Consider the following 22,063-nt stretch of genomic DNA (forward strand, 5'->3'; position numbering starts at 1 on the left):
TTACGATAGCATAGAATGATCAAAACCGAACGTGCTTCGCAACAACTTGCCAATCGCGATTTAGAATGGCCCCCCCCTAAATCGTTTATGGCCATTTTCTATTAATTGCTTTACTCATTTACCTCCTATTCATGAGCTTTTCTTCTACTAAACGTTATCCATTATTTAGCATCTATCGCGGGGTAAATGTTATCGATGAGGAAGATATTGATTTTTTGGATTCATTTAGTTGAATTATGTCGTTAAGCTTATGTTTTTAAGGGTATATTAGAATTGAATTAAAGTGAATTAGACAAAAATGCCGTGTTTAAATAGAGAAATTTTTTGTCTAATAAATGTTATACAAATAAAAGGAAGTGTCATTGGACAACAAGGTAAAAACAAAGCTAAAAAATTTAACAGGTGATCAAATGTTCACGTTATTAGCTTGGATCGGTGTAATAGCTACAACAGCGGTTGTAGCTGCATTGGTATTCTACTTTACCCATTTTTCTGGGGAGCTTAGTAATAAACAGGAAGATTGGGGTACGTTTGGTGATTTTTTAGGTGGCAGTCTCAACCCTATACTGAGTTTTCTTGGTCTAATTGCTCTGCTATTGACGATAGTCCTACAAAATCGCGAACTAGAAGCTACACGTCAAGAGCTAGCAAGATCTGCCGAAGCTCAGATTAACTCTGAGGCTGCATTGAGCCAACAATCTGAAATTTTGGAACAGCAGAGATTCGAATCAACTTTTTTTCAATTGGTTAATTTGTATAATGAAATTGTAAAATCGATGCAAGTAAACCACTTAAGCAGAAGCATAGAAGGACGTGAATGCTTTTTTATACTTTATAGCCAAAGATATGTAGGCTCCAGCGGCACAACTCTTGATTATGTATATGATAATTTCTATCGAGAGCATCGGTCTGAGATAGGGCACTACTTTCGTCATGTTTATCAGATAATTAACTTTATAGACAAATCAAATATTTCAAATAAAAAGCAATACTCTAACTTTATACGTGCCCAGTTATCGGATTATGAGTTGGTATTACTTTTCATTAATGGGCTATCAATACATGCTAGAGACAAGATGAAACCACTTATTGAAAAGTATGAATTGTTTGAGCATCTTTCAATTGACCTTTTTGAGTTTGGCGTTGAACGGGCAAAAGAGTATGAAATATCAGCATTCGGTAAATCGTCTGACATTGAAAATATTCGAAAGTTATTTGTCTAACAAAGAAGGATTAAGCGCTGCGCAGTCAGCGTTAAATCCTACACCTGATGCGATGATCGAGCAGGTGTTTAACGGCGGTTTGCGTTGAAAATGTTGCTCTGCGTTATCGATTTGACGGTTGATTTGATGACTGTATGGCTCGTGTTTTCAATTTGAGAAGTCTATATCAGGGAGGATATTGATGGATGTTTTGTTCTTAATCGCCGCAATTTTGTCGGCGCTAAACTTGTTACACGCTGTGATATATAAATCTATTTTTTTCGCTGGAGGTTGGATTGACTATTATGAAAACAGGTCACACTTTTGGGCTGGATTTACAGCGTTTTTGCTCCTTTTATTTTTCTATGGTGGATTCTATTTTGTGATTTTTCCTGATTTTCTAGGCGAGTGAATTAGAGTGCTAGCTGTCGGTAAAGAATAATTGCTTCAAGTTGGTTTAAGCGCGCTTTACGCCTTCAAGTTGTTTGGGGTTAGAATTAGGCATAAAGTGTTTAAGGCGGATTATGATTTGAGGCGCAAGGAGAGTTTTAGATGGGAACTATAATAGGCTTGGTCGTTTTAGCGGCGATAGATTGGTATCTTGTTCGCAAAACGGGGCTTCATATACATCAACTCATTTCAAAAAAGTATGCAGAGTATTTAGATGGCAAAGAAAATCGTAAATAGAGCCGTTGGCGAGTCTCTTTTTGAGTATTCGGTTGTGAGAGGACGTTGAAGAAGCGAATCGGTGAAAGGCCATTAAGGGCTTGGCCAATCACCTATCTAACACCTTTGCTCTTTTTCTATTGGCGCTTCATATATCGATAAAGTGCAAAAGGAATAATCAGAGTCACAACAAAGCTGACAGTCAGAATACTTAAGTACGTTGTTGACGCATCCCCTCCGCCTAGCTGCGCTGGTGGGATGAATGAAATACCAAGCGCGAGTACAGAAATGATCAACCCCGCGACGGAACATAGAAGTTTTACGGTTATACCGCCTGGAATTTCAAACGCACGAGGCAGATCTTTAAACTTTAAAATGACCGCTAAGTAAGAGATAAAAAATATAATATAGCCAACCAAGTAAATGACGACAGTGAGAGAGATGGCCGTGAAAAAGGAAACATTTGCGCCACTGCTACCGAAGGTTAAAACGGCGGCCCATATACTGACAATAATGCCCTGCATAATTAAGAAATTCACGGGTACATCATAAGCATTCGTTTCCGCTAACTTTTTAGGCAGTAATCCATCCTTACCGGCTTCGAGCATACCCCAAGAGGGGCCAACCACCCATGCAGAAACCTCTGCACACACACCAAAAACAATGAAAACGGCAATAACACGCACAATCCAATCCATGTTCTCAAAAAAGTGCGCGAACAGACCTTCAAAACCCTGCACAACACCGATTGATAATCCCAACGATTTTTCAGGTACGACTGCGCCAATCGCAATACCACCAATGGTATTTAAACAAATCGCTAATAAGACCAGTAAGATAATCGCGATCGGATAGTCGCGCTTAACGTTTTTCATCTCATTGGCATGCGTTGCAGACGCTTCAATCCCCGCGTAAGCAAGAATGAAGGAAACAAAGACGACAACCGTATTGAGCTGGCTGAAGTTTGGCACCATTTCGCTCAAGGACAAATCCATGTCGCTAATACCACCAGTCGCAAAAAAACCAATCGTTAACGCGAAGAGGACGATAGCAGGTATCGCAATACCCAACACAAAACCATATTTCGCGATCGTACTGGTGAACTTGGTTCCTTTAAATTGAGATAGAGTCAGCCCCCAGAAAATCACCATAACGCCGATAAAGCGAATGAGGGGATCATCATTCAGCGCTTCCCACTGAAGTACATAAGAGAGCGCGCCTAAAATAAAGTAAATCATGGTGACGAATCCAACGGTGATTTGAAACCATTGGAAAAAGATGTTTGCAAATCCCCATTTTTCGCCCAGAGATTTACCCGCCCAAGTATAAACACCGCCTTTATCCCAGCCTTCGATGGTTGCCATTTCTGCTGCGCAAAGTGCAACGGGTAGAAACCAGAAGAGACCGGCAATGACCAGGTAAAACACCAAAGAAATACCCGACGATGCAAATGTTGGATACTCATAAACGGTCATAACCATGGTTGCGGTTAATGCAAAAAAGCCAAAAAGGCTTAAATGTTTACTGCTTGATGCTGCCTTGCTCATGATTCAATGCCCCTCATTTTCCTTTCGATGGTCAACGCTTTTGACGTTTTGCAAAAAGTGTAGCTTAGATTTCACTCGCAAGGCTGAGTGTTTATATTGATGAATATGTTCGTCACTTGAGGTGTCGCGCATTGAATCATCGAAAATAGAATGAAGAGGGATTTTTTGAATCAGAAGTGATGGTATGAAAACGAAAGAAGGGGGCAGAACGGAATAAAAGGCGTTATTAAAAAGGCTATATAGCAGCAGATAAGTAAGTGGGCAGTTATTGAATGATGCATTCAAAGGGCATTATTTTTTGATTAATGAGTGATGTTCTTATCAAAAGAGTAAGAACATCACCTTTTTTCAAATCCGTGAAAGGCTGGTTACAGAACCCAAGATAGGGTAAGTAACAAAGTAATCGCTGAAGTTGCTAAAAACAGAATAGACAGTGTCACAATTTCCTCAAAAACAGAGGCTGGTTGTGTCACGTTGTTTTCTACTTCAGGAGTACTCGCAGTGTCCGATATAGCGATAGAGTTAGCATTCATAGTCGTATACCTTAATGTTCATCATTTCCAAAAGACGTGCAAAGTCTACTCTTTTTGTGATGAACTTCAAATAATTAAATGAAAAATTGTCATTTAAATTGAAATGCAGAACGTACATTATGACTAAAAATTGGCGTTTACGATGCGGGAGGCCTTGCTATATAAGCGATGTACGTTAAATCATCAGTTTGTAGAAAAATAATCCTAATATTAAATCTGTGGAGAGGTTATCCACGTAAAAGATTGGCTGGAAACATAAGAATAAAGAAAAGGGATGATGTTTCATTCCAACGTTGTTCGGGCGCAAGACGAGCAGCGGCACAAGGGAAGCGAGGGAAGGTTATGCAGATTTTGATCGTTGGTGGGAGTGGGGGAATTGGATTCGCGATGGTGCACGAAGTGCTTAACGCCTTTCCTACGGCTGAGGTGCATGCGACGTACCATCGACATCGTCCTATTTTCCAGAATCGGCGTTTGCAATGGCATGCGCTTGACGTGACTAAGGAGCCAGAGATTGAAGCGCTGAGCGAGCGATTTATTGAGGTAGATTGGTTGGTCAATTGTGTGGGCATGCTGCATACCTCTGTTAAAGGGCCGGAAAAAAATCTCGCCGCGACAGACAGTGAGTTTTTTTTGGCAAATCTTTCCGTCAATACCTTGCCTACCTTAATGCTGGCCAAATATTTCACACCGAAATTAAAACGAGCAGAAGCCCCTAAACTGGCAACGATTTCCGCCAAAGTGGGCAGTATTGAAGATAACCGCTTGGGCGGTTGGTACAGTTATCGAGCCTCAAAAGCCGCGCTCAATATGCTGCTAAAAACCATCGCGATAGAATGGCAACGCACACTTAAGCATGGCACGGTCGTCGCTTTGCATCCCGGAACCACGGATACCGCACTCTCTCAACCTTTTCAGGCGAATGTGCCTGAAGGAAAGCTCTTTGAGCCGACTCGTGTTGCGCGTGATTTGGTTGAGTTACTGAAGACGATGACCCCAAAGCAAAGTGGGGGATTTCTTGCGTATGATGGCCAGGAATTGCCTTGGTAATGCTAGTGGTGATAGTGGATGTGATCGTTCTGCAATAAACGCATCCCTGTTGACTCGCCACGCCATGAGCTGCTTAAGGGGGCGTTAAAGCTCTGATGATTATGATGATTATGATGGTTCTGATGGTTCTGATGGTATAGCACGAAAGGTTACAAAGACGCGCGAGGGTAAATGCATTGGCCGTTGTCGATTAAGCCCGACGTGAGATGAATATCGCCTTGTTTTGATATGGCAACGGCTTCGATACCGGTTTGTTGATTGAGATAAGTGATCGCATGATGAATCGAGGGTAAAAACCCTGCGGTGCTCCAGATTTCCCCATCCGTTGAATGTTCCGAAATGATGGTTAAGCTCGCGATGTCGGTGACGATTGGCATACCCGTGTGCGCATCAAGCAGGTGATGGTAACGTTGCCCGTTGGCATGAAAGAAACGCTCATTGATGCCAGATGTCACCATTGACGCTCCGTTAAGAGGCACTGCTCGGATGATGGTTCCTCGCTCAGCAAGCGGATGCTGAATGCCCACGTTCCATGCTTGATTAGCATTACTTGGAGAGTGGCCTATGGTGACAACATTTCCGCCCAAACTAATAAACCCCGATTGTACACCAGCATTGATGAGCCTATTTTTCACCTGATCCGCAAAATAGCCTTTCGCGATAGCGCCGAGGTCAATTTCCATCCCAGGTTGGCTTAAATACACCGAATGGTCGTGGTCATTTAGTTGAATGTTTTTAGGATCAACGTAGGGAAGCTTGGCGGCAATTTCCTGTTGAGTAGGGATCTTCGCATCGTGAAATCCGATGCGCCACGCTTTTACGAGAGGACCGATAGCGATGTTAAATGGATTTTCTGCATCTTCACTGATCGCCTTGGCGAGTTTGATCAACTGGAAAAGATCCGGCTGAACCTTCACTGGCATTTTCCCCGCCTGCTGATTGATCATCATGAGCTCTGAATCGGGTTGGTTTACGGTGAAACGCTGCGAATAGTGTTCAAGTTGCTGGTAAACCTTTTTAATGAGGGCTTCACCGTTTGGGTGGTAAACCACTACATCAATAAACGTTCCCATCATTTGAAATCGAGATTGAGTTTTTGTCATCGTATTACTCTGTGCCATCGTTCAGATTAAACGTGTTATCGATGGAGGAAAGCATGTGATCCATGCGCGCCCATCAATGCTAAAAGAGGGAAGCATGGCTTCCCTCAGTCTATTGGTATGAATTAAATCAAATCGGCGGCACTTTCACCGGCGATGCGGCCATAAGTGAAGATATCAATTAACGCATTACCACCTAAACGGTTACCCGCGTGGATACCACCGGTAATTTCCCCTGCCGCGTATAAGCCTGGAATAATCTCCCCTTCTTTATTGATCACGCGTGCTTTGGTGTCGATCTTTAGGCCACCCATCGTATGGTGAACCGAAGGTTGACGCGGGGTCGCATAAAATGGCCCTTGCTCTACTTTTAAGCCGAACGCACTCTTATTGAACTCAGGATCATGCCCCTGAGCCACATAACCATTGTATTGCTCGATGGTGTGGGTGAGCACATCTTGCGGCACACCAATCTTAGTGGCGAGCTCTTCGAGTGTTTCCGCTTGAATAATGATCCCTTCTTTGATCTCTCGTTCGATGGTTTCATCAGAGGTATTCGCGGCGGTTTGGCGAATTTTTTCATCGGCAATCATGTAAATAAGACCACCGTTATCGAAGAAGGCGTCAGACAACACATCGCGACTTCCACATTCGTCAGTAAAGCGTTTGCCTTGTTGATTCACAAAGACAAAGTTTTCTGGCGGCACAATTAAACCGGTTAATAGCGCACCAGATTTCGGGTTGCCAATCGGCATTAACTGTACAAAGCCCATGCCGACAAGCTCAGCACCGGCTTTTTCGCCGATTTCAATACCGTCGCCAATCAGTGCTGGGGAGTTGGTTGTTTTGATATCGTCAGCGATCTCTTTCCAATACGTGTTGTATTTTTTGATCATCTGCGTATTCGCGCCAAAACCACCAGACGCGAGCACGACACCATGATTGACGTGAATAACACGTTTATTTCCGTTCGCTTCAGTTGCCTTGATTCCGATGACTTTACCGTCTTCAATAATCAGATCTGTAGCGCGCGTATCGGTGATGATTTGGCCATTTTGCTCTTGAATGCGTTTTTGCAGTTTATCGACAAACTCAACCCCTTTTGGACGTTTTGGTTTGTGCGCGCGACGCCATAGTGCCCCAACCGGAATTTCGACCACGCTGCGATCAAAATCAATGCCTTTGGTGCTTAGCCAGTCAATCGATTCCATAGAACGCGATGTTAAGGTTTCGACCAAGTCATACTGACCATAAATCGATTCGCCATTCAGATCGGTACGTTTGCCGCCTAGATAGGTTTGAATGCGGTGTAATTCAATCGAGTCGAATAAGTACTGCTCTCCGCCTTCAAGCGCAGAAAAATAACCATCGAGCTGGGTTTTTAGCACTTTGAAATCAGCCAGATATTCACCCACAAACTCCGTTTCTGGCGTGTTAGCCAAAGCCATTAGGGTTTCTTTTTCGCCCGGTAAGGCGGCGAAATCATTTTGCCAGTCAGGTTCAGCTGCGTTTACCCAGCCTCCTGTGCGAACCGTGTTGCCACCAATCGCAGGGAATTTTTCCAGCAAAATAACCGATTTACCTTTGTCCAGAGCGGTCAGCGTTGCACTTAAGCCGGCACCGCCACCGCCAACCACGACGATATCAACGGTTTCTTCAATGGTTTTTGATGCCCATTCAACCACTTCGCGTGCTTTGCAGCGTAGAGCTTCAGAGTTACCACCGGCAAGATCGACAGCATTAGAGACACCATCAATCACCGCTTGGCTGCTGACGGTGGCGCCAGAAATAACATCAATGTTTAGGGTTTGGCCGTCAAGGATTTGCTGCGGAATACGCTCAAATGCCGGGTTGGCTATCCCATCCGATTCTTTTGATGAGTCGACCACAATGTTGAGGATTCTATCTTCAGAGAAAGTCACGGTTACTGGCAAATGACCATTGTGACCACGTCCGTACGCGGTATACTCGCCTGAGTCGAATTTGATATCGATGCTTTGCAGTTCTTTAATGCGTTGGTGTTTGATGGCCTCCGCTTCGCTATCGACGATCATGTAATCCATGATTTCCCAAAGTGGAGTTGGGATTTGTAGTGCGTGTTGCTGAGCGATATCGGCAAATTCGGCGCAGGTTTCGTTGTTCAGGGCTTTGTGTGCCCACGTTGGCTCTACTAAGTAACCTTTGCCGATGCTGACCATGTCATAGCCTTGAGCGAGTGCGTGTTCCGCATCTTCGCGCTGGGCAATCCCGCCCACGCCAATTACCGGTACTTTTGCAACATTGTCTGATTGAAGTTGGCGATATTTGGCAATCAGAAGTTCGGTATCTTCTGGGGTGACGATAGAGTTACGCGCCCAACTCCCCATTGAGAAATGGAAGTAATCTAAGCCATGGGTTGCCAATTTATCTAACAGATACAGGGTGTCATCAAAGCGAATGCCCGGTTGTTCAATTTCTTCAGGAGAGAATCGGTAGCCAATAATGAAATCAGCTCTGTCGTGTGAGGCCGCGACTTGTTTGGTTTTGTTGAGAATCGCGAGTGGGAAAGCGGTACGTTTGTCTAAATCGCCGCCCCATTTGTCATTGCGACGATTGGAATGTGGGGAGAAAAACTGTTGGATCAGGTAAGTATTTGCGCCGTGAATTTCAACACCATCAAATCCGGCTAAGATCGCGCGGTTAACCGCATTTCCGAAGCTTTCGATCATGTCGTCGATATGTGCAGCGGTCATTTCCAACGGAATTTCTGCATTGTCGCGCAAGGCCGCCACTGGACTGGCAGAGATAGGCTTGTGACCCCCATTGTATTCTGGGTTGGCCATGCGTCCTGCGTGGTAGATTTGCAAGATGGCTTTAGAGCCTTTCGCTTTGATTGCTTCCGCGAGTTTTTTTAAACCCGCAATTTTGCTGTCTGTGTCAATGCCCAGCGCCCCTTGGAAAGCGCGGCCGTAATTTTCTACAAAAGCACTTTCAACAATTATAGCGCCCGCATCACCTGAGCGAGCGGCATAGTAGGTGATCATTTCTTGGGTCACACCGCCATCAAAAAATGCGGATTGAATCGTCATCGGCGCCATGACGATGCGATTTTTTAGTTTGACCCCGGATTGAAATACGATCTCATCGATTAACTGAGCCATCAAATGTTCCTTTACAGATTAATTGTCATATTAAAATTGCCAGTGAAACCCATCGGTATTTAACGAGTAATTTTGATATGAGAACGACTAAATTCTGTCTAAGCGTGTCGCTTATTCCTAATAACCCTAGGAATTATATTGACTTATTTATATGAGTAAAATGAATGCTTTGCATTGACGATATGACTTTTTTGCATAAATACGGTGCTGGGTACGTTTTAAATAGAGGGTTTTATACCCGTCCTACTTGGCGTTGCAGTAGCGTTGCAGTGGCGTCAACAGGCACTCTCAAACCTCATCGCATAGCGTATTGATGCTACGAGATCCGAGCTCAGAGGCTTTGTTCGCTTGTCGCTTACCTACATCGTCACGTTGTTTGGGGATAGGGGAGAAGAAGGGGGCTATTTAACGAGAAATGACAATGACATTGCCAAGATCAATAAATAACTGTTCGTCGTCTTGAGTGGCGGAGATTTGAATGTCTCTGGCGCTGGCGGCGTTATCATAAAAGCGAACCCGATAGTCGCCTTCAGGTAAGACATCGAGTTCAAAATTGCCTTCTTTATCGGTGAAAAAAGGATAGGTTTGGTTGGTTGATTTACTTTGAAATTCACCGACGATGTCAGCCATCGGCTTCTGTTTTTGGTTATAAAATTGCCCACTGACGAAATAACCTTTATCAATGGTTAATTGATGAGAAGAGCCGCTGTATAAGCCAGACAACGCGACGAACTCGCCTTGTTTTAGTTCCTCATTAAACGCAAGATTGCGCCCATCGACTCTGATGGTTCGATACCCGTCATTACTGATAGGAACGAGTAATTCTGAATAACCGGCATTGTCGGCGGCATCGGTAATTTGAATGCGCTTATATTGGTCATAGCTGAGTTGATAGCGGTCTTGATATTCTTCTGGAAGTGAGACGATATTGAAACTGCTCGTCACGGGGGAGGTCAATATTACGTTGTTGCCCGCCCATGCGATGGCGGTATCGGCCCCAACACTGAGAATGCGGCTTTTTGTGGGGCGTGATTCATTGGTACTGGAATAGCGTGCATTTAATGTGACTCTATTTCCGTACCATTTGCCATAGCTGTCTAGGCCATCATATTCTTGGCCGACAAATTTCGTCGCGGCTCGCCAGTAATAATCGGGTTGATATTGGGAGGCGGCGACTTCTGTTTGATATTCATCATTGCGGCTATCAAACGATGTGCGGGCAGACACGCTGACATTATTCCAACGCAACGGCATTGAAAAAGAGAGATAGATGCTACGGTCAATCTGGTCTTCATTCTTTTGCCAACGCAAGTTGACGCTGGTGGAGATTCTTTCACTGAAACGATAACTGGCGTTTAATGACGCCCCCTGAGATTGGGTTCTTTCGTTATCGAATTCATGGTCAAGATTGACAGAAAGGTAGCCATTGTCAAAAGGCGTATCGATGCTAGAGCTAAAGGATAGCTTATGCACCAAAGGGTCGGGCTTAGTCGTTTGATTGACGCCGTAACGGAAAGAGACATTAGACAGTGATTCATCAAACAATTGCTCGATGAACACTTGGCCCAAAAACTGATAGGAATGTGAATCGGGAAACTGATTAAATTCACTATCAAGACTGAAAAAAAGATCGCCAAGCGCGAAGTTTTGGTTGAGAGCGAAGTTTTGCTCGTCGTCCTCGTACAAGATGACGGAAGAAAGTGTCCACCATTCGGTTAACCCATATGAGATAACCCCTTGCGCGCTCATTATATCCCTATCGATGCTTTTCGTGCCGTTGTTCTCGTATCGTTGTCGAGCGCCATACAGCAGCTGGGTTTCTATGTCGCCTTTGAGCAATAATTGAGGGTGATCGACGAGGTTAAAGAAGCGTTTTTGCTCAATACCACCTTGGTCGATGTAACTGACTTCGACTTCATTCACCCCTTGCTCTAGCGGAAGATCTTTGAGGTTATATTGGCCTGCGGCTAAGCGTAGCGTTCGGTACTCTTCACCGTTGATGTTTATCTTAACCAGAGAGGTGGATTCTAAACTGATCGGTACGGAGTTTGGGTTGGTAAGCTCTTCAAGGTATTGGGGCTGATAAGAGTACGAGAGCCCAAAAAGATCCCCGCTGGGCAGAGAGGAAATATCGGTTTCAATTTGGTAGTCGCCAAACTGAAGATAACCTGAGTTGTTGGGTAAATTACTTATCACACGGGTTCTATCCCTTACCCAAGTTCCTTTGTCAGTAAAGTGATTGTATGTGTATGTATGACCGTCCTCAAAAGTGATAGGCCCTATGGCGGTAATCCCCCTCAAAGCGACTTGTGAGGCGGAGTAATCGGTGTTGACAAGATTGTGGCTATGAGACCAATACGTATTTAATACGCCACTAAATAGCACGGGTTCAATGTGAGGAATGCCGGTTGGCGGTGTTTTCGTGCCAAGATTTTGCAGGGGAATGTCGACCAGTTTTCGGTCGGATACTGGAACCGATATCGAGATGATCAGCTCATCAGCACGGTATTCGCTATCCCAGCCGAGATCTTGCAAGGTCGCCCGCGTGACTTTTTCATTTTGTAGGGCACTGCGTAGCGTCTCTAAGCGCGTCGCATCGATAGATTGCGTAAGAATATCAAGTAACTCATTGCCCTCTAAGGCCCAATACTCCTCACGTTCATCATCCAGATAGCCCGTCACTTCAACCCGTTGATTTACCACCTCAACATCAATCGGAATTTGCATCTCCTCGGCGAAGAGAGGAAGAGACGCACTCGCTAAAATGACGCAGGTAAATAAACTGCTGTGGGTAAAGCCTTGTGATCGCCGCGCTGAATGAGCCATAAATCACCTAGTTCAAAATGACTTCGGCTTGTTGATATTGTTTGCCAATGCTTTGTAGAGGCAAAAAGACTTGAGTCTCTGCCAGCATGTTGATGTCGGGTAACGGTTTGTCATAGAAGATACTGCCATTTTCCGAACTGAGCTTGAGCTTCCAATCGTCAAGAATGATGTGCTTGTTGCCGCGGTTTTGTAAGGCAAGTTGCGTACCTTTTGGCCCGTTACTCACCGTGGCTGTGAGTTCTGGTTCAGCATTTTTGGGCGTAATATAAAACGCGGTATGGAAGTTGAATTTTGCATTGAGTCCTTCTTGGTCATCTTCACTCACGTTACGATCCAATTGTTTGAATACGACACGGAACGATTTTTCTTTCGAGATGTTTTTCTTGCCCAAATAAATGACTTTTATGCGCTTTTTTTGTTGAGGTTCGAGAATTATTTTGGACGGGAATACGCGAATATCTTTGGTCGCGCCACGTAACTCTTCACCTGATTCACTTAACGAGCGGGAAGCCACATCCACTTCATAGGCGGCTTTGCGGTTAGTCAGGTTTTCTAAGGTATAGCTGGCCGACTTTTCTTTAATATCAATGCTCTGTGAAAGAGGTGAAATATTAAAATTGGCGTAGGAAATATTGGCAAAAAACAGAATAAATAACGCAGCGATTTGTATCATGGCGGGTTCTCCAATCAATTTAGGAGGGCATAACGCCCTCCTAATACAAAGAATTACAATGGAGTTAAATCAAAAGTCAGTGTTTCAGTGTATTGGCCTGCATAAGTGAAACTTTCATTGTCTGCGAGTTTCATAATAAGTTGGAAGCTGGCGATTTCAGTGGTTGCGCCTTCCGCCAGCAGCATGATTTCGCCTTGGCTCGGATTATAGTCAGAACCAATCGTTCCCACGGCTAGCTTATCAAAGTTGCCTTCACTTAGTGTGTATTCGACCCCTTGAGAGCCGCTAGCATCATTGTTTTCGAGTGAGCCGTTGGTTGCCGTGACATGGATGGTGTAGCCTCCGGATGCGTTACACAGTGCTTTACCAGAGATACTTTGCCCCGCTCCCGTGAAGTCGTTTATTTCACTGTGAACATACTGTCCGCCTACGTTGCTGACCGGGTCACCCACATCACCATCATTTGATGTGGCGAGGAGGCCAATATTACACTCCTGAGCGACATTTTTCGTTAGCGTGGTTGATGCTCCGGTGACATCGGCATGCGCTGCTGTGCTGCTTAAAGCCGTTGCGGAAAGAATGGCGACTGTGATTGCTACTTTGTTCATAAAGAATTCCCTTTTGTCTTTGTAGTATTTGTATTTGGTGTGTCTTGTGAATCGACACAAGCAATGATAGATAAAAGTGAACAACGGGGAGTGTTAATTAAGTTGCCATTTAAATTTGTGATTAGTGGTATTAAAGTTTACGACTTCGATGCCTTGTTGTATTTGGGTTTTTATATTACTGGCATGTCGATTTGGATTGGTGATTGTATTTTTGGTTAAGTATTAGAATGAAAAGAGCATTTTGCTTATTAGTATGCTGTATTCTTTTTGCTTTATTCTTTTGATGTAATACTTTTTGTTACAAATGTAATTATTACGCATTAGTCGATAAGTTTAATTGGCATTAAGCTATTGAAGTGATGGTTAATTTTCTTTCTTGATAGAGATCTCATTATCTATATATAGTCATTTTTTCTATTGAATATATAAATGGCGGGCCTACTCTTGTAGGGTCAGGAAGCTATAGAGGCAAGAGTGTAATGGATAATAATCAAAAGAAAATCGTACTAGTCTGTGAGTCTAATATTCAATTCGGTTTAATTAAAGAGGTTTTAGAAAGTGTTAAAAGTATCAAGCTTTCGCTTTGGTATTATAAAGAGTTAGGGCAGGAGATTGCTGATAAAGAGTTGGATATAGCCTTGATTGATTATAACTATATTAATAGCGAAAACTTGGAGCAGCTATATTCTAATTTACCTTCGGGTTGTGGCATTGTCTTTTTCAATGTGCGAGAAAAAATGCCAAAAAATCAGTTGATTAGATGGCCTAATTTGAAAGGTGTTTTATACAACACCGCTCCAGTATCCCATTTGGCGAAATGTTTAGATCATGTGGCATGCGGTGATATGTGGCTGCCAAGAAAACTGATGGTGGCGATGTTGAAGCAATCACACGAGTCCACTCAAACCGAGCGTAATGTAGAGTTGTTGACGCGTAGAGAGCGTCAAATATTGAATTTGTTAGTCACCGGGCAATCCAATCAAAAAATTGCTGATAATTTGTATATTACGGAAAGCACCGTGAAAACGCATATCTATCGTTTGTATAAAAAAATGAATGTGCGATGTCGTAAAGAAGCCATGTCATGCGTCAATCTGCAATCCAATCGGTTTTATTACGATGGCGCGCTCTCTTGATGCGATGATCTTGCCGCCGCTATTTTACTAACGAGTACAAGTTAGTGATGAATTTAGACTATGTTCATTGTGTTTGAACGTGACTTTGTACGTTCTCTTTTTTGCCCACAATGAGAAGGAATAGCAACATGCAAGGAAATAGCTTCGACAATAAGATATGTATTGTGACAGGAGCCGCACAGGGGATTGGCCAGGCGGTAACGCAACGGTTGAGTGATAATGGCGCGCTCAAAGTGTATGCGTTGGATCTTAACCATGAAGCATTAACTCACGCGTGGCATGCTTACTCCAACGTGATACCCGTCGCCTTGAATATTTGTGATAGAGAGGCGATCCGGTTGTTGGTGGAAGACATTCAACGTGAACATAGCCACATTGATGTATTGGTGAATAATGCGGGGATAACGCAAGATGCCCTATTGGAGAACATGTCTGAATCTCAATGGGATCAAGTCGTAGAAGTGAACTTGAAAGGGGTGTTTAACCTTACTCAAGCCGTCGCCTCTATCATGATGGCCAATGGCTATGGGTCGATTATCACCATGTCATCGGTGGTTGGTACGGACGGCAATATTGGCCAGAGTAATTATGCCGCAACCAAAGGCGGTGTGATTGCGATGACAAAAGGTTGGGCGAAGGAGTTTTCTCGTCATGGTGAGCAAGTGAGAGCCAACTGCGTGGCGCCCGGTTTTGTCGAGACCCCAATGACCGCCAATTTACCAGAGAAAGTATTGAATATGATGCGCCAAAAAACACCGTTGCAACGAATGGCCTCCGTTGATGACATTGCCGATGGTGTCGAATTCTTGGCCAGTGATAAATCCCGCTTTATTACCGGGCAGGTGCTAAAAATTGATGGTGGTCTGGTGCTTTAACGATGCATCGATGATGGCGAATCTGACGCGTACGTAAGCCAAGCTGTCGGCTGCGCGTCTTCGGGGGTGATGGCCATTCTACTTGACGTGCAGAGGTGTTGTTCAGACCTCTTTCCCTCCCAGCCATAGTGGTTTGATGCTTAGAATTTTTTGTTGGTAACGTGCCAGCATCTTCAAGATGTTTGAGTATAGAATGACCACTGTGAGTAAAGTTTAAACGTAGAATAATGACGTAGATTGTAAAATATTTAGATTAATCATGTTTTAATTGCTAAGGAAGCAAGTTGGTGATATTTATCGCATATATACAGGATTATATATGGAATAACGAATGGAAGCTGAGCAATTAGAAGTCCTCAATTTCATTAGCCAACACCCGCCATTTGATGACTTACCCGAAGAGCATCTGAAAAATATCGCCCTTAATGTCGAGGTTGCCTACTACCGTGAAGGCTCCGACATCCTCAAAGTGGGTGATGATATACGAGACCTATACATCATTCGCAGCGGTGTGGTTGAGATCTATCGTCGTAAAGGCGAGCTCTACAACCGATTCACAACCGGTGGATTGTTCGGTCAGATGGGTTTGCTGATGAAGAACCGTGTTCGCATGCCGGCCAAAGCAACAGCGGATACACTGGTTTATTGCATTCCCGAATCTATTTTTATTCAACTGTGTGACGAGTTTGAAAATTTCGCTGACTTTATGGAGTTAGAGGATAGCGCGCGTCTGCGTACCGCGGTTTCTAACCATGCGGAAGGCAATGATTTTACGACCGCGAAAGCACGTAAGATTTTAAGCCGTGATCCTATCACCCTAGAAGCGAGCGCCACAATACAGCAAGCCGCGAATTTGATGGCAGAAGAAAATGTCACCGCCTTGTTGATTGTTAAGTCGGCAGAAGAATGTGAAGAAGATGAAGACGAAGATCAGTTGATAGGGATCCTAACTGACCGTGATTTATGTCTTCGAGTCATTTCACAGGGCATTGATACCAACTTAACGGTGAGTGAAGTGATGACGACGGATGTCGTCTCGCTGGGTTATAACGCGTATGTGTTTGAAGCGATGCTCACCATGCTGCGCTATAACGTTCACCATTTGCCTATTCTTAAAGATAAAAAGCCTATCGGCGTCATTGGCATGACGGATATCGTTCGTCACGAATCGCAAAACAGCTTGTTACTGGTGAGTTCTATATTCCAGCAAAACACCGTGGCAGATTTGCAGCTGGTTGCGGCGCAGGTGAAAGATTGTTTTGTGCGCATGGTTAATGAAGATGCCAATGCACACATGGTCGGTCGCGCAATGTCGGTAATTGGTAGCAGCTTCAAACAACGCTTAGCCGAAATGGCCGAAGCGGAGTTGGGCCCAGCCCCGATCCCTTATTGTTTATTAGCGATGGGTTCAATGGCGCGTGATGAACAACTGATTGTGACTGACCAAGATAATGCCATTATTCTGGATAACAGTTATGACCCTGCGTTGCACGGCGAGTACTTTGCGCAGTTTTCAGCGTTTATCTGTGATGGTTTAGCAGCGTGCGGTTACACCTATTGCAGTGGCGATATTATGGCCACCAATCCTGAGTGGCGCAAAACCCGCTCTGAGTGGGAAGAGTGTTTTGCCAATTGGATTGATCACCCAACCCCAGAACGCCTGTTAAACAGTTCAATATTCTTCGATTTGCTTGGTGTTTGTGGCCGGGTTAAATGGGCAGAGCAACTGCAGAGTTTTATCGTGCGTCGCGCAAAACGCAACAACCGATTCTTAGCGTGCATGGCCTACAATGCCATCAGCCGTACACCACCCTTAGGTTTCTTTAAAGATTTTGTTATGGAAAAAGATGGCCGTCATCGTAATTCCATCAACCTAAAACGTCGGGGTACCGCGCCTCTTGCCGATTTGATTCGTGTCCATGCATTGGCGATTGGGTCACGTTCGCAAAACTCATTTGATCGTCTTGATGATATTAATAACGCCGGAATTTTGCCAAAGGGCAGGGGGATGGATTTGAAGGACGCAATGGAACTGATCTATATGGTTCGTATTCGTCACCAAGCGTTGGATATCGAAAATCAGGAAGAACCTGATAATAATATTGAACCAGAGCAGATGTCTGAGTTTGAAAGACGCAATCTGAAAGCGGCTTTCCAAATCTTAAGTAATGCTCAAAATTACATCAAGTTCCGTTATCAGAGAAGCAGCAAATGATCGCTCTGCCGAATGAAAAAAGAACACCGTCTTTGCTTGATACTTCGCAAACACCGGACTGGCCTGTGTATTTTGAACAGCTCCAGCAGCAAGCGAACGATCAGCGTTTAATAGACTATTATTCAGTGCCGATTCCTAGCGGTGATACGCCCCTTAAAGAGGTGCAGTTTGTCGCGCTTGATTTTGAAACGACCGGCCTTAATGCTCAAGAAGATGCGATTTTAACTATCGGTTTAGTGCCGTTCACATTGTCACGAATAGCGTGCAAAGAGTCGGCCCATTGGGTGGTGAATCCTAATCGAGATCTCAATGAAGAGTCTGTTGTCATTCATGGCATTACGGACTCTGAAGTCAAAGCGGCGCCACAGCTTGAAGAGATACTCAATGACGTTCTCCAGGCGCTTTCGGGTAAAATAGTGGTTGTTCACTATAAAAATATTGAGCGTCAGTTTTTCTATCAAGCGTTGGTGTCGAGCATTGGTGAAGGCATCGACTTTCCGGTGGTGGATACACTTGATATTGAATACGCGATTCAGCGTCAGCAATGCCAAGGGTTTTTTAATTGGCTCAAGCGCAAGAAGCCAGGCTCTGTAAGGCTTGGTCAATCTCGTGAGCGTTATGGTTTGCCTGCTTATCACCCTCACCATGCGTTAACGGATGCATTAGCCACAGCGGAACTTTTCCAGGCACAGTTTCAATACTATTTTGAACCAGAAATGCTTCTTTCTGAAGTATGGTTATAGGGATAAATGTTCATTATTGGTAAAAAATAAGTGCAATTTAGGTAGCTTTAAGATTATGATCCTTCATCCTTTCGACTCGGTAAGGGAATGCTCAATGGTCAATGTTGAGCACTTGGATTTAAGTGTATTTCTCATTTTCACCGATTATGAAAGCACAATTTTATAAATGGTCACGTTTTTAAGGAGATAATTCGTGAGCACAGAAAACAATGGCGGGATTCAACGTCCTGATGGCAAAGTAAACGCAATCGATACTGATTACCAAATCGGTCAAGATAACGTTGCTTTAAAAGTAGGTCCATTTGGCCTTGATATACATAACCGTGTTTTTGCAATTTCAGGCATGTCCATCATCCTGTTTGTTATATTAACACTTACTTTCAGACAACAAGTGGAACCATTTTTCGCAGGATTGCGTGGATGGCTTGTTTCCAATTTAGACTGGTTCTTCTTAGCATCAGGCAACTTCTTTGTTGTTATCTGTTTAATTCTTATTTTTACACCACTTGGTCGAGTAAGAATTGGCGGTACGGAAGCGACTCCGGATTATAGCTATACGGGTTGGTTAGCGATGCTATTTGCTGCCGGTATGGGTATTGGTCTGGTTTTCTTTGGTGTGTCAGAGCCAATGTCTCACTTCAGCGCGGCGCTTAATGGCGTTTCTGTTGAAAACGGCGTTCGTACTGACTGGGCGCCTTTAGGCGCTGCAATCGGTGATACTGAGGCGGCTTCTGCGCTTGGTATGGCTGCGACGATCTACCACTGGGCATTACACCCATGGTCAATCTATGCGTTGCTTGCTCTAGGCCTTGCGATTTTCTCGTTCAACAAAGGTCTGCCACTGACGATGCGTTCAATCTTTTACCCGCTATTTGGCGAGCGTATTTGGGGTTGGACTGGTCACATCATTGACATTTTAGCGGTCGTCGCGACGGTATTTGGTCTTGCGACTTCATTGGGTTACGGCGCTTCTCAAGCGGCAACAGGTCTGAACTACTTGTTCGGCATTCCAATGACGGATATGACTCAAATTGTATTGATTGTCATCATTACAGCATTGGCACTAGTATCGGTGGTTGCAGGTCTAGACAGCGGTGTTAAACGCTTGTCAGAAATCAACATGGGCGTAGCGGCAGTTCTACTGTTGTTTGTGATTGTTGTGGGTCCTACTCTGGCTATTTTCACCGGTTTCTTTGATAACCTGGGTGCATATTTCTCGAACATTGTTGATCTCTCTATGCCGTTTGGCCGTGAAGATGTGAACTACTCGCAAGGTTGGACTGCGTTCTACTGGGCTTGGTGGATCTCTTGGTCACCATTCGTAGGTATGTTTATCGCACGTGTTTCTCGTGGCCGTTCAGTGCGTGAGTTTATCATTTGCGTTATTTTGATCCCTTCAACGGTTTGTGTATTGTGGATGACTGCTTTTGGTGGCACCGCGATCAGTCAATACGTAAACGATGGTTATCAAGCGGTATTCAATGCTGATTTACCATTGAAGTTATTCGCAATGCTTGATGTGATGCCATTTTCTGAAATCACGTCTATTGTTGGTATCATCTTGATTGTGGTGTTCTTCATCACTTCTGCGGACTCTGGTTCACTTGTGATTGATACGATTGCTGCAGGCGGTAAAGTGGATGCGCCAACCCCACAACGTGTATTCTGGTGTACGTTTGAAGGCTTGGTGGCGATTGCCCTATTGTTAGGTGGTGGCCTTGCGGCGGCTCAGGCGATGGCGGTGACGACGGGCTTACCGTTTACACTGGTCTTGCTGGTGGCTTCTGTATCTTTGGTGAAAGGTTTGATGGACGAGCCTCGCCCGAAGAGTAAGAAAGAGAAAAAAGCAGCCGCGTAATCGACGCATAAAAAAAACAGCATGCCATGGCATGCTGTTTTTTTTTGTCCGAACCTTAAGCAGCAAAAGTAGGTTCGGTATTCCAGATAGCAAACGAAGGTGCTTTTTAGTTATGTTATAAAAAATACTATCGAAAGTTAGCTGTGTAAAATATCAACACGTATTTGGTTTCATTTTGCGTCGAAAAAGCCAAGCGTTTCACGTATCAATGTAACTGATGATTTAATCATTACAATTGATCACACCAATAACGACGGTGTTTTGACGATGACATTTAATTGACGCTCGTAATATTAATGAAACACACGATAAGTAATAGTAGAATTTCGTCACACAAATCAATATGCGCGCGAGTGAATACTGGCGGACTGCGTTTTTACTTCTTTCTTTCTTCTATTTTCCGCTTATTTCATTTTCTCTTTGCACGCAGGTTAGTGCATTAGTTTACGTTTGTATTATGAGTGACTTTCTTATTCGTTTGTCTGAAGGGTTCGTTTAACTTCGCTTTCGTTGCGGGTTTAGCGATGGATGGTGCAATCAGTGGGATTTTTCTGTTTTGCTTGTACCACAGCGCGACTAAGATTAATGAATTGGTATTGATGTTAAAGGCGGTATTGATGCCACCATTCTCGTATTGGCCAGTAGGAATGCTGCGCGCTTGAAGGCTGTTATCGAGTACAGTGTCGTAGAGTTGTTGGCTGAATTCATCATCGAAAAGCACACTGAAACCAAAAGCAACTTTATGGCTGAGAATTTGTGGATTCTCGATCACCTTGCCACCAGGACTGACACTGGTCCAGGCTTTGCCGTAATAAAATAGGTTGTTGTAGGCAAACCAAGGGTTTTTGTTCATGGCATCTTCGGCATAACTGAACAACTGACTTTGTTGCTTCGATCGATTTTTATGCAGCGCATAGACGCTGTCTATTTGATTCCATGCATTCTCTGCACCAAATTCGATACTGGCGAGCACATAAGGATCGCTGGTCATAAACGGAACATTTCGTTGGTCAATTTGTAACGATGTCCCTGAAATGTCGATATCAACTAAATAGTTTTGTACATCGGGTAGAGGAACCGGATAACCGAAAAGTTCAAAACCGGTGGCGGCGTATTGCAAATAGCCATTTCTTCCTTCTTGTCGATAGTATTCTTTGCCTTTATAAAAATTGGCCCCATACAGTGTGCCTTCGTGGATCGCTTTGCCTAATTCCCAATAGCTCAGTAAATCGAGAATCTCATCTTCAAGCTCTGGATGTTGTTGGCAGAGTATTTTTAACCAAATAAGCAGTCGGCCTATATCGAGAGCAGACCAACCACTGCCTTTGGTTGCACTGGTACTTAGTCGCCCTGATGGCAAGCCAGTTTTTGTGCTGTACTCACGGTTTGGCAGCCAATCTTTATAGAGTGGCATTGCGCGCAGGGTGGCGAGGGTTTGGTCTAACTCTCGATGAGCTTGCTCTTTGGTTTTTAAACCGAGCGCCTCTAACGCTAAGGTGGCCGCGATACCACTGGCAACATCCCACATGGTGGAATGCGCGTAACCTTGGACGGAGTCCCAAAGCCCCGTCGCTTCTCGTCGATTTCTGTCGAAATAGTATTGCGCTTTTTTTGCTAGAAGCAGCTCATTACGAGAGAGTGGATAGAGAGGAGTGGTCTGTTTATGCTCATGCTGAAGTTCGGTTCGTTCTTCGTTTGATTCTTCTATAATGGCTGGTGCAATGGTTCTGCGATGGAAGGTGGCGGGCGGAGCTTTATCGCTAGACGCTTTCGTAATGCTACGCTGTCCATAAAAGCTAATCTCTTCGTCCACACTCTCGTCGCTCGCCGAGGCAAACAGTGACAGTGACGTGCTGATTCCAAGAGCCAGCAAGCATAAATTTGCTTTCAT

Annotated in this window: 15 protein-coding genes; 8 read left to right on the forward strand and 7 right to left on the reverse strand. The window is 44.2% G+C overall.

Going from position 1 to position 22,063, the window contains the following annotated elements; translation table 11 throughout:
* The first annotated feature begins 362 nt into the window (after positions 1–362).
* Both OJ16_RS17750 and OJ16_RS20245 read left to right on the forward strand, forming a co-directional pair.
* Complete coding sequence (locus tag OJ16_RS17750; RefSeq protein ID WP_052810376.1) at positions 363–1,223, forward strand: putative phage abortive infection protein; 861 nt, start codon at positions 363–365, stop codon at positions 1,221–1,223.
* Positions 1,224–1,754: 531 nt separating this feature from the next.
* Entirely contained in the window at positions 1,755–1,889 is a 135-nt protein-coding gene (locus OJ16_RS20245; RefSeq protein ID WP_152613868.1) for a hypothetical protein, read from the forward strand.
* Positions 1,890–2,005: 116 nt separating this feature from the next.
* Here OJ16_RS20245 and OJ16_RS17760 read toward each other — a convergent pair whose 3' ends face one another.
* On the reverse strand, positions 2,006–3,415 hold the full coding sequence (locus OJ16_RS17760) for an amino acid permease (RefSeq protein WP_040992597.1): 1,410 nt from the start codon (positions 3,413–3,415) through the stop codon (positions 2,006–2,008).
* Between the two features lie 875 nt (positions 3,416–4,290).
* On the opposite strand from OJ16_RS17760, the gene OJ16_RS17765 reads away from it, so the two are divergent.
* Positions 4,291–4,998 carry an SDR family oxidoreductase gene (locus OJ16_RS17765; RefSeq protein WP_040992598.1) on the forward strand — a complete coding sequence of 236 codons (708 nt, stop codon included), beginning with the start codon at positions 4,291–4,293 and terminating at the stop codon, positions 4,996–4,998.
* Between the two features lie 149 nt (positions 4,999–5,147).
* On the opposite strand, the gene OJ16_RS17770 is transcribed toward OJ16_RS17765, so the two are convergent.
* The 5 genes from OJ16_RS17770 to OJ16_RS17790 all read right to left on the reverse strand — a co-directional run bounded on the left by OJ16_RS17770 (position 5,148) and on the right by OJ16_RS17790 (position 13,345).
* The gene (locus OJ16_RS17770) at positions 5,148–6,101 is read right to left on the reverse strand and encodes an FAD:protein FMN transferase (RefSeq protein ID WP_040992599.1); all 954 of its coding nucleotides are present in this window, start codon (positions 6,099–6,101) and stop codon (positions 5,148–5,150) included.
* A 122-nt stretch (positions 6,102–6,223) separates the two neighbouring features.
* Positions 6,224–9,238 (reverse strand): NADH-dependent flavin oxidoreductase, encoded by a 3,015-nt coding sequence (locus OJ16_RS17775; protein ID WP_040992600.1) that lies wholly within the window; start codon positions 9,236–9,238, stop codon positions 6,224–6,226.
* A 405-nt stretch (positions 9,239–9,643) separates the two neighbouring features.
* Entirely contained in the window at positions 9,644–12,064 is a 2,421-nt protein-coding gene (locus tag OJ16_RS17780) for a fimbria/pilus outer membrane usher protein (RefSeq protein ID WP_040992601.1), read from the reverse strand.
* A gap of 7 nt (positions 12,065–12,071) precedes the next feature.
* Positions 12,072–12,737 carry a fimbrial biogenesis chaperone gene (locus OJ16_RS17785; protein WP_040992602.1) on the reverse strand — a complete coding sequence of 222 codons (666 nt, stop codon included), beginning with the start codon at positions 12,735–12,737 and terminating at the stop codon, positions 12,072–12,074.
* 53 nt (positions 12,738–12,790) lie between these two features.
* The gene (locus OJ16_RS17790) at positions 12,791–13,345 is read right to left on the reverse strand and encodes a hypothetical protein (RefSeq protein WP_040992603.1); all 555 of its coding nucleotides are present in this window, start codon (positions 13,343–13,345) and stop codon (positions 12,791–12,793) included.
* A 479-nt stretch (positions 13,346–13,824) separates the two neighbouring features.
* Here OJ16_RS17790 and OJ16_RS19645 point away from each other — a divergent pair, with 479 nt between their 5' ends.
* From OJ16_RS19645 to OJ16_RS17820, 5 genes are all read left to right on the forward strand, one after another.
* On the forward strand, positions 13,825–14,481 hold the full coding sequence (locus OJ16_RS19645) for a helix-turn-helix transcriptional regulator (protein ID WP_052810374.1): 657 nt from the start codon (positions 13,825–13,827) through the stop codon (positions 14,479–14,481).
* A gap of 128 nt (positions 14,482–14,609) precedes the next feature.
* Entirely contained in the window at positions 14,610–15,356 is a 747-nt protein-coding gene (fabG, locus tag OJ16_RS17805) for a 3-oxoacyl-ACP reductase FabG (protein WP_040992606.1), read from the forward strand.
* Between the two features lie 331 nt (positions 15,357–15,687).
* On the forward strand, positions 15,688–17,571 hold the full coding sequence (locus OJ16_RS17810) for a DUF294 nucleotidyltransferase-like domain-containing protein (RefSeq protein ID WP_040992607.1): 1,884 nt from the start codon (positions 15,688–15,690) through the stop codon (positions 17,569–17,571).
* Positions 17,568–18,314 (forward strand): 3'-5' exonuclease, encoded by a 747-nt coding sequence (locus OJ16_RS17815; RefSeq protein WP_040992608.1) that lies wholly within the window; start codon positions 17,568–17,570, stop codon positions 18,312–18,314. Before OJ16_RS17810 ends, OJ16_RS17815 begins: the two co-directional genes overlap by 4 nt.
* A 193-nt stretch (positions 18,315–18,507) precedes the next feature.
* Positions 18,508–20,172, forward strand: coding sequence for a BCCT family transporter (locus OJ16_RS17820; protein WP_040992609.1), 1,665 nt, complete (start codon positions 18,508–18,510; stop codon positions 20,170–20,172).
* A gap of 439 nt (positions 20,173–20,611) precedes the next feature.
* Here OJ16_RS17820 and OJ16_RS17825 read toward each other — a convergent pair whose 3' ends face one another.
* Positions 20,612–22,063, reverse strand: coding sequence for a DUF3131 domain-containing protein (locus tag OJ16_RS17825; RefSeq protein WP_082030275.1), 1,452 nt, complete (start codon positions 22,061–22,063; stop codon positions 20,612–20,614).

This window comes from Vibrio renipiscarius, from assembly GCF_000827885.1.
GTDB lineage: Bacteria > Pseudomonadota > Gammaproteobacteria > Enterobacterales > Vibrionaceae > Vibrio > Vibrio renipiscarius.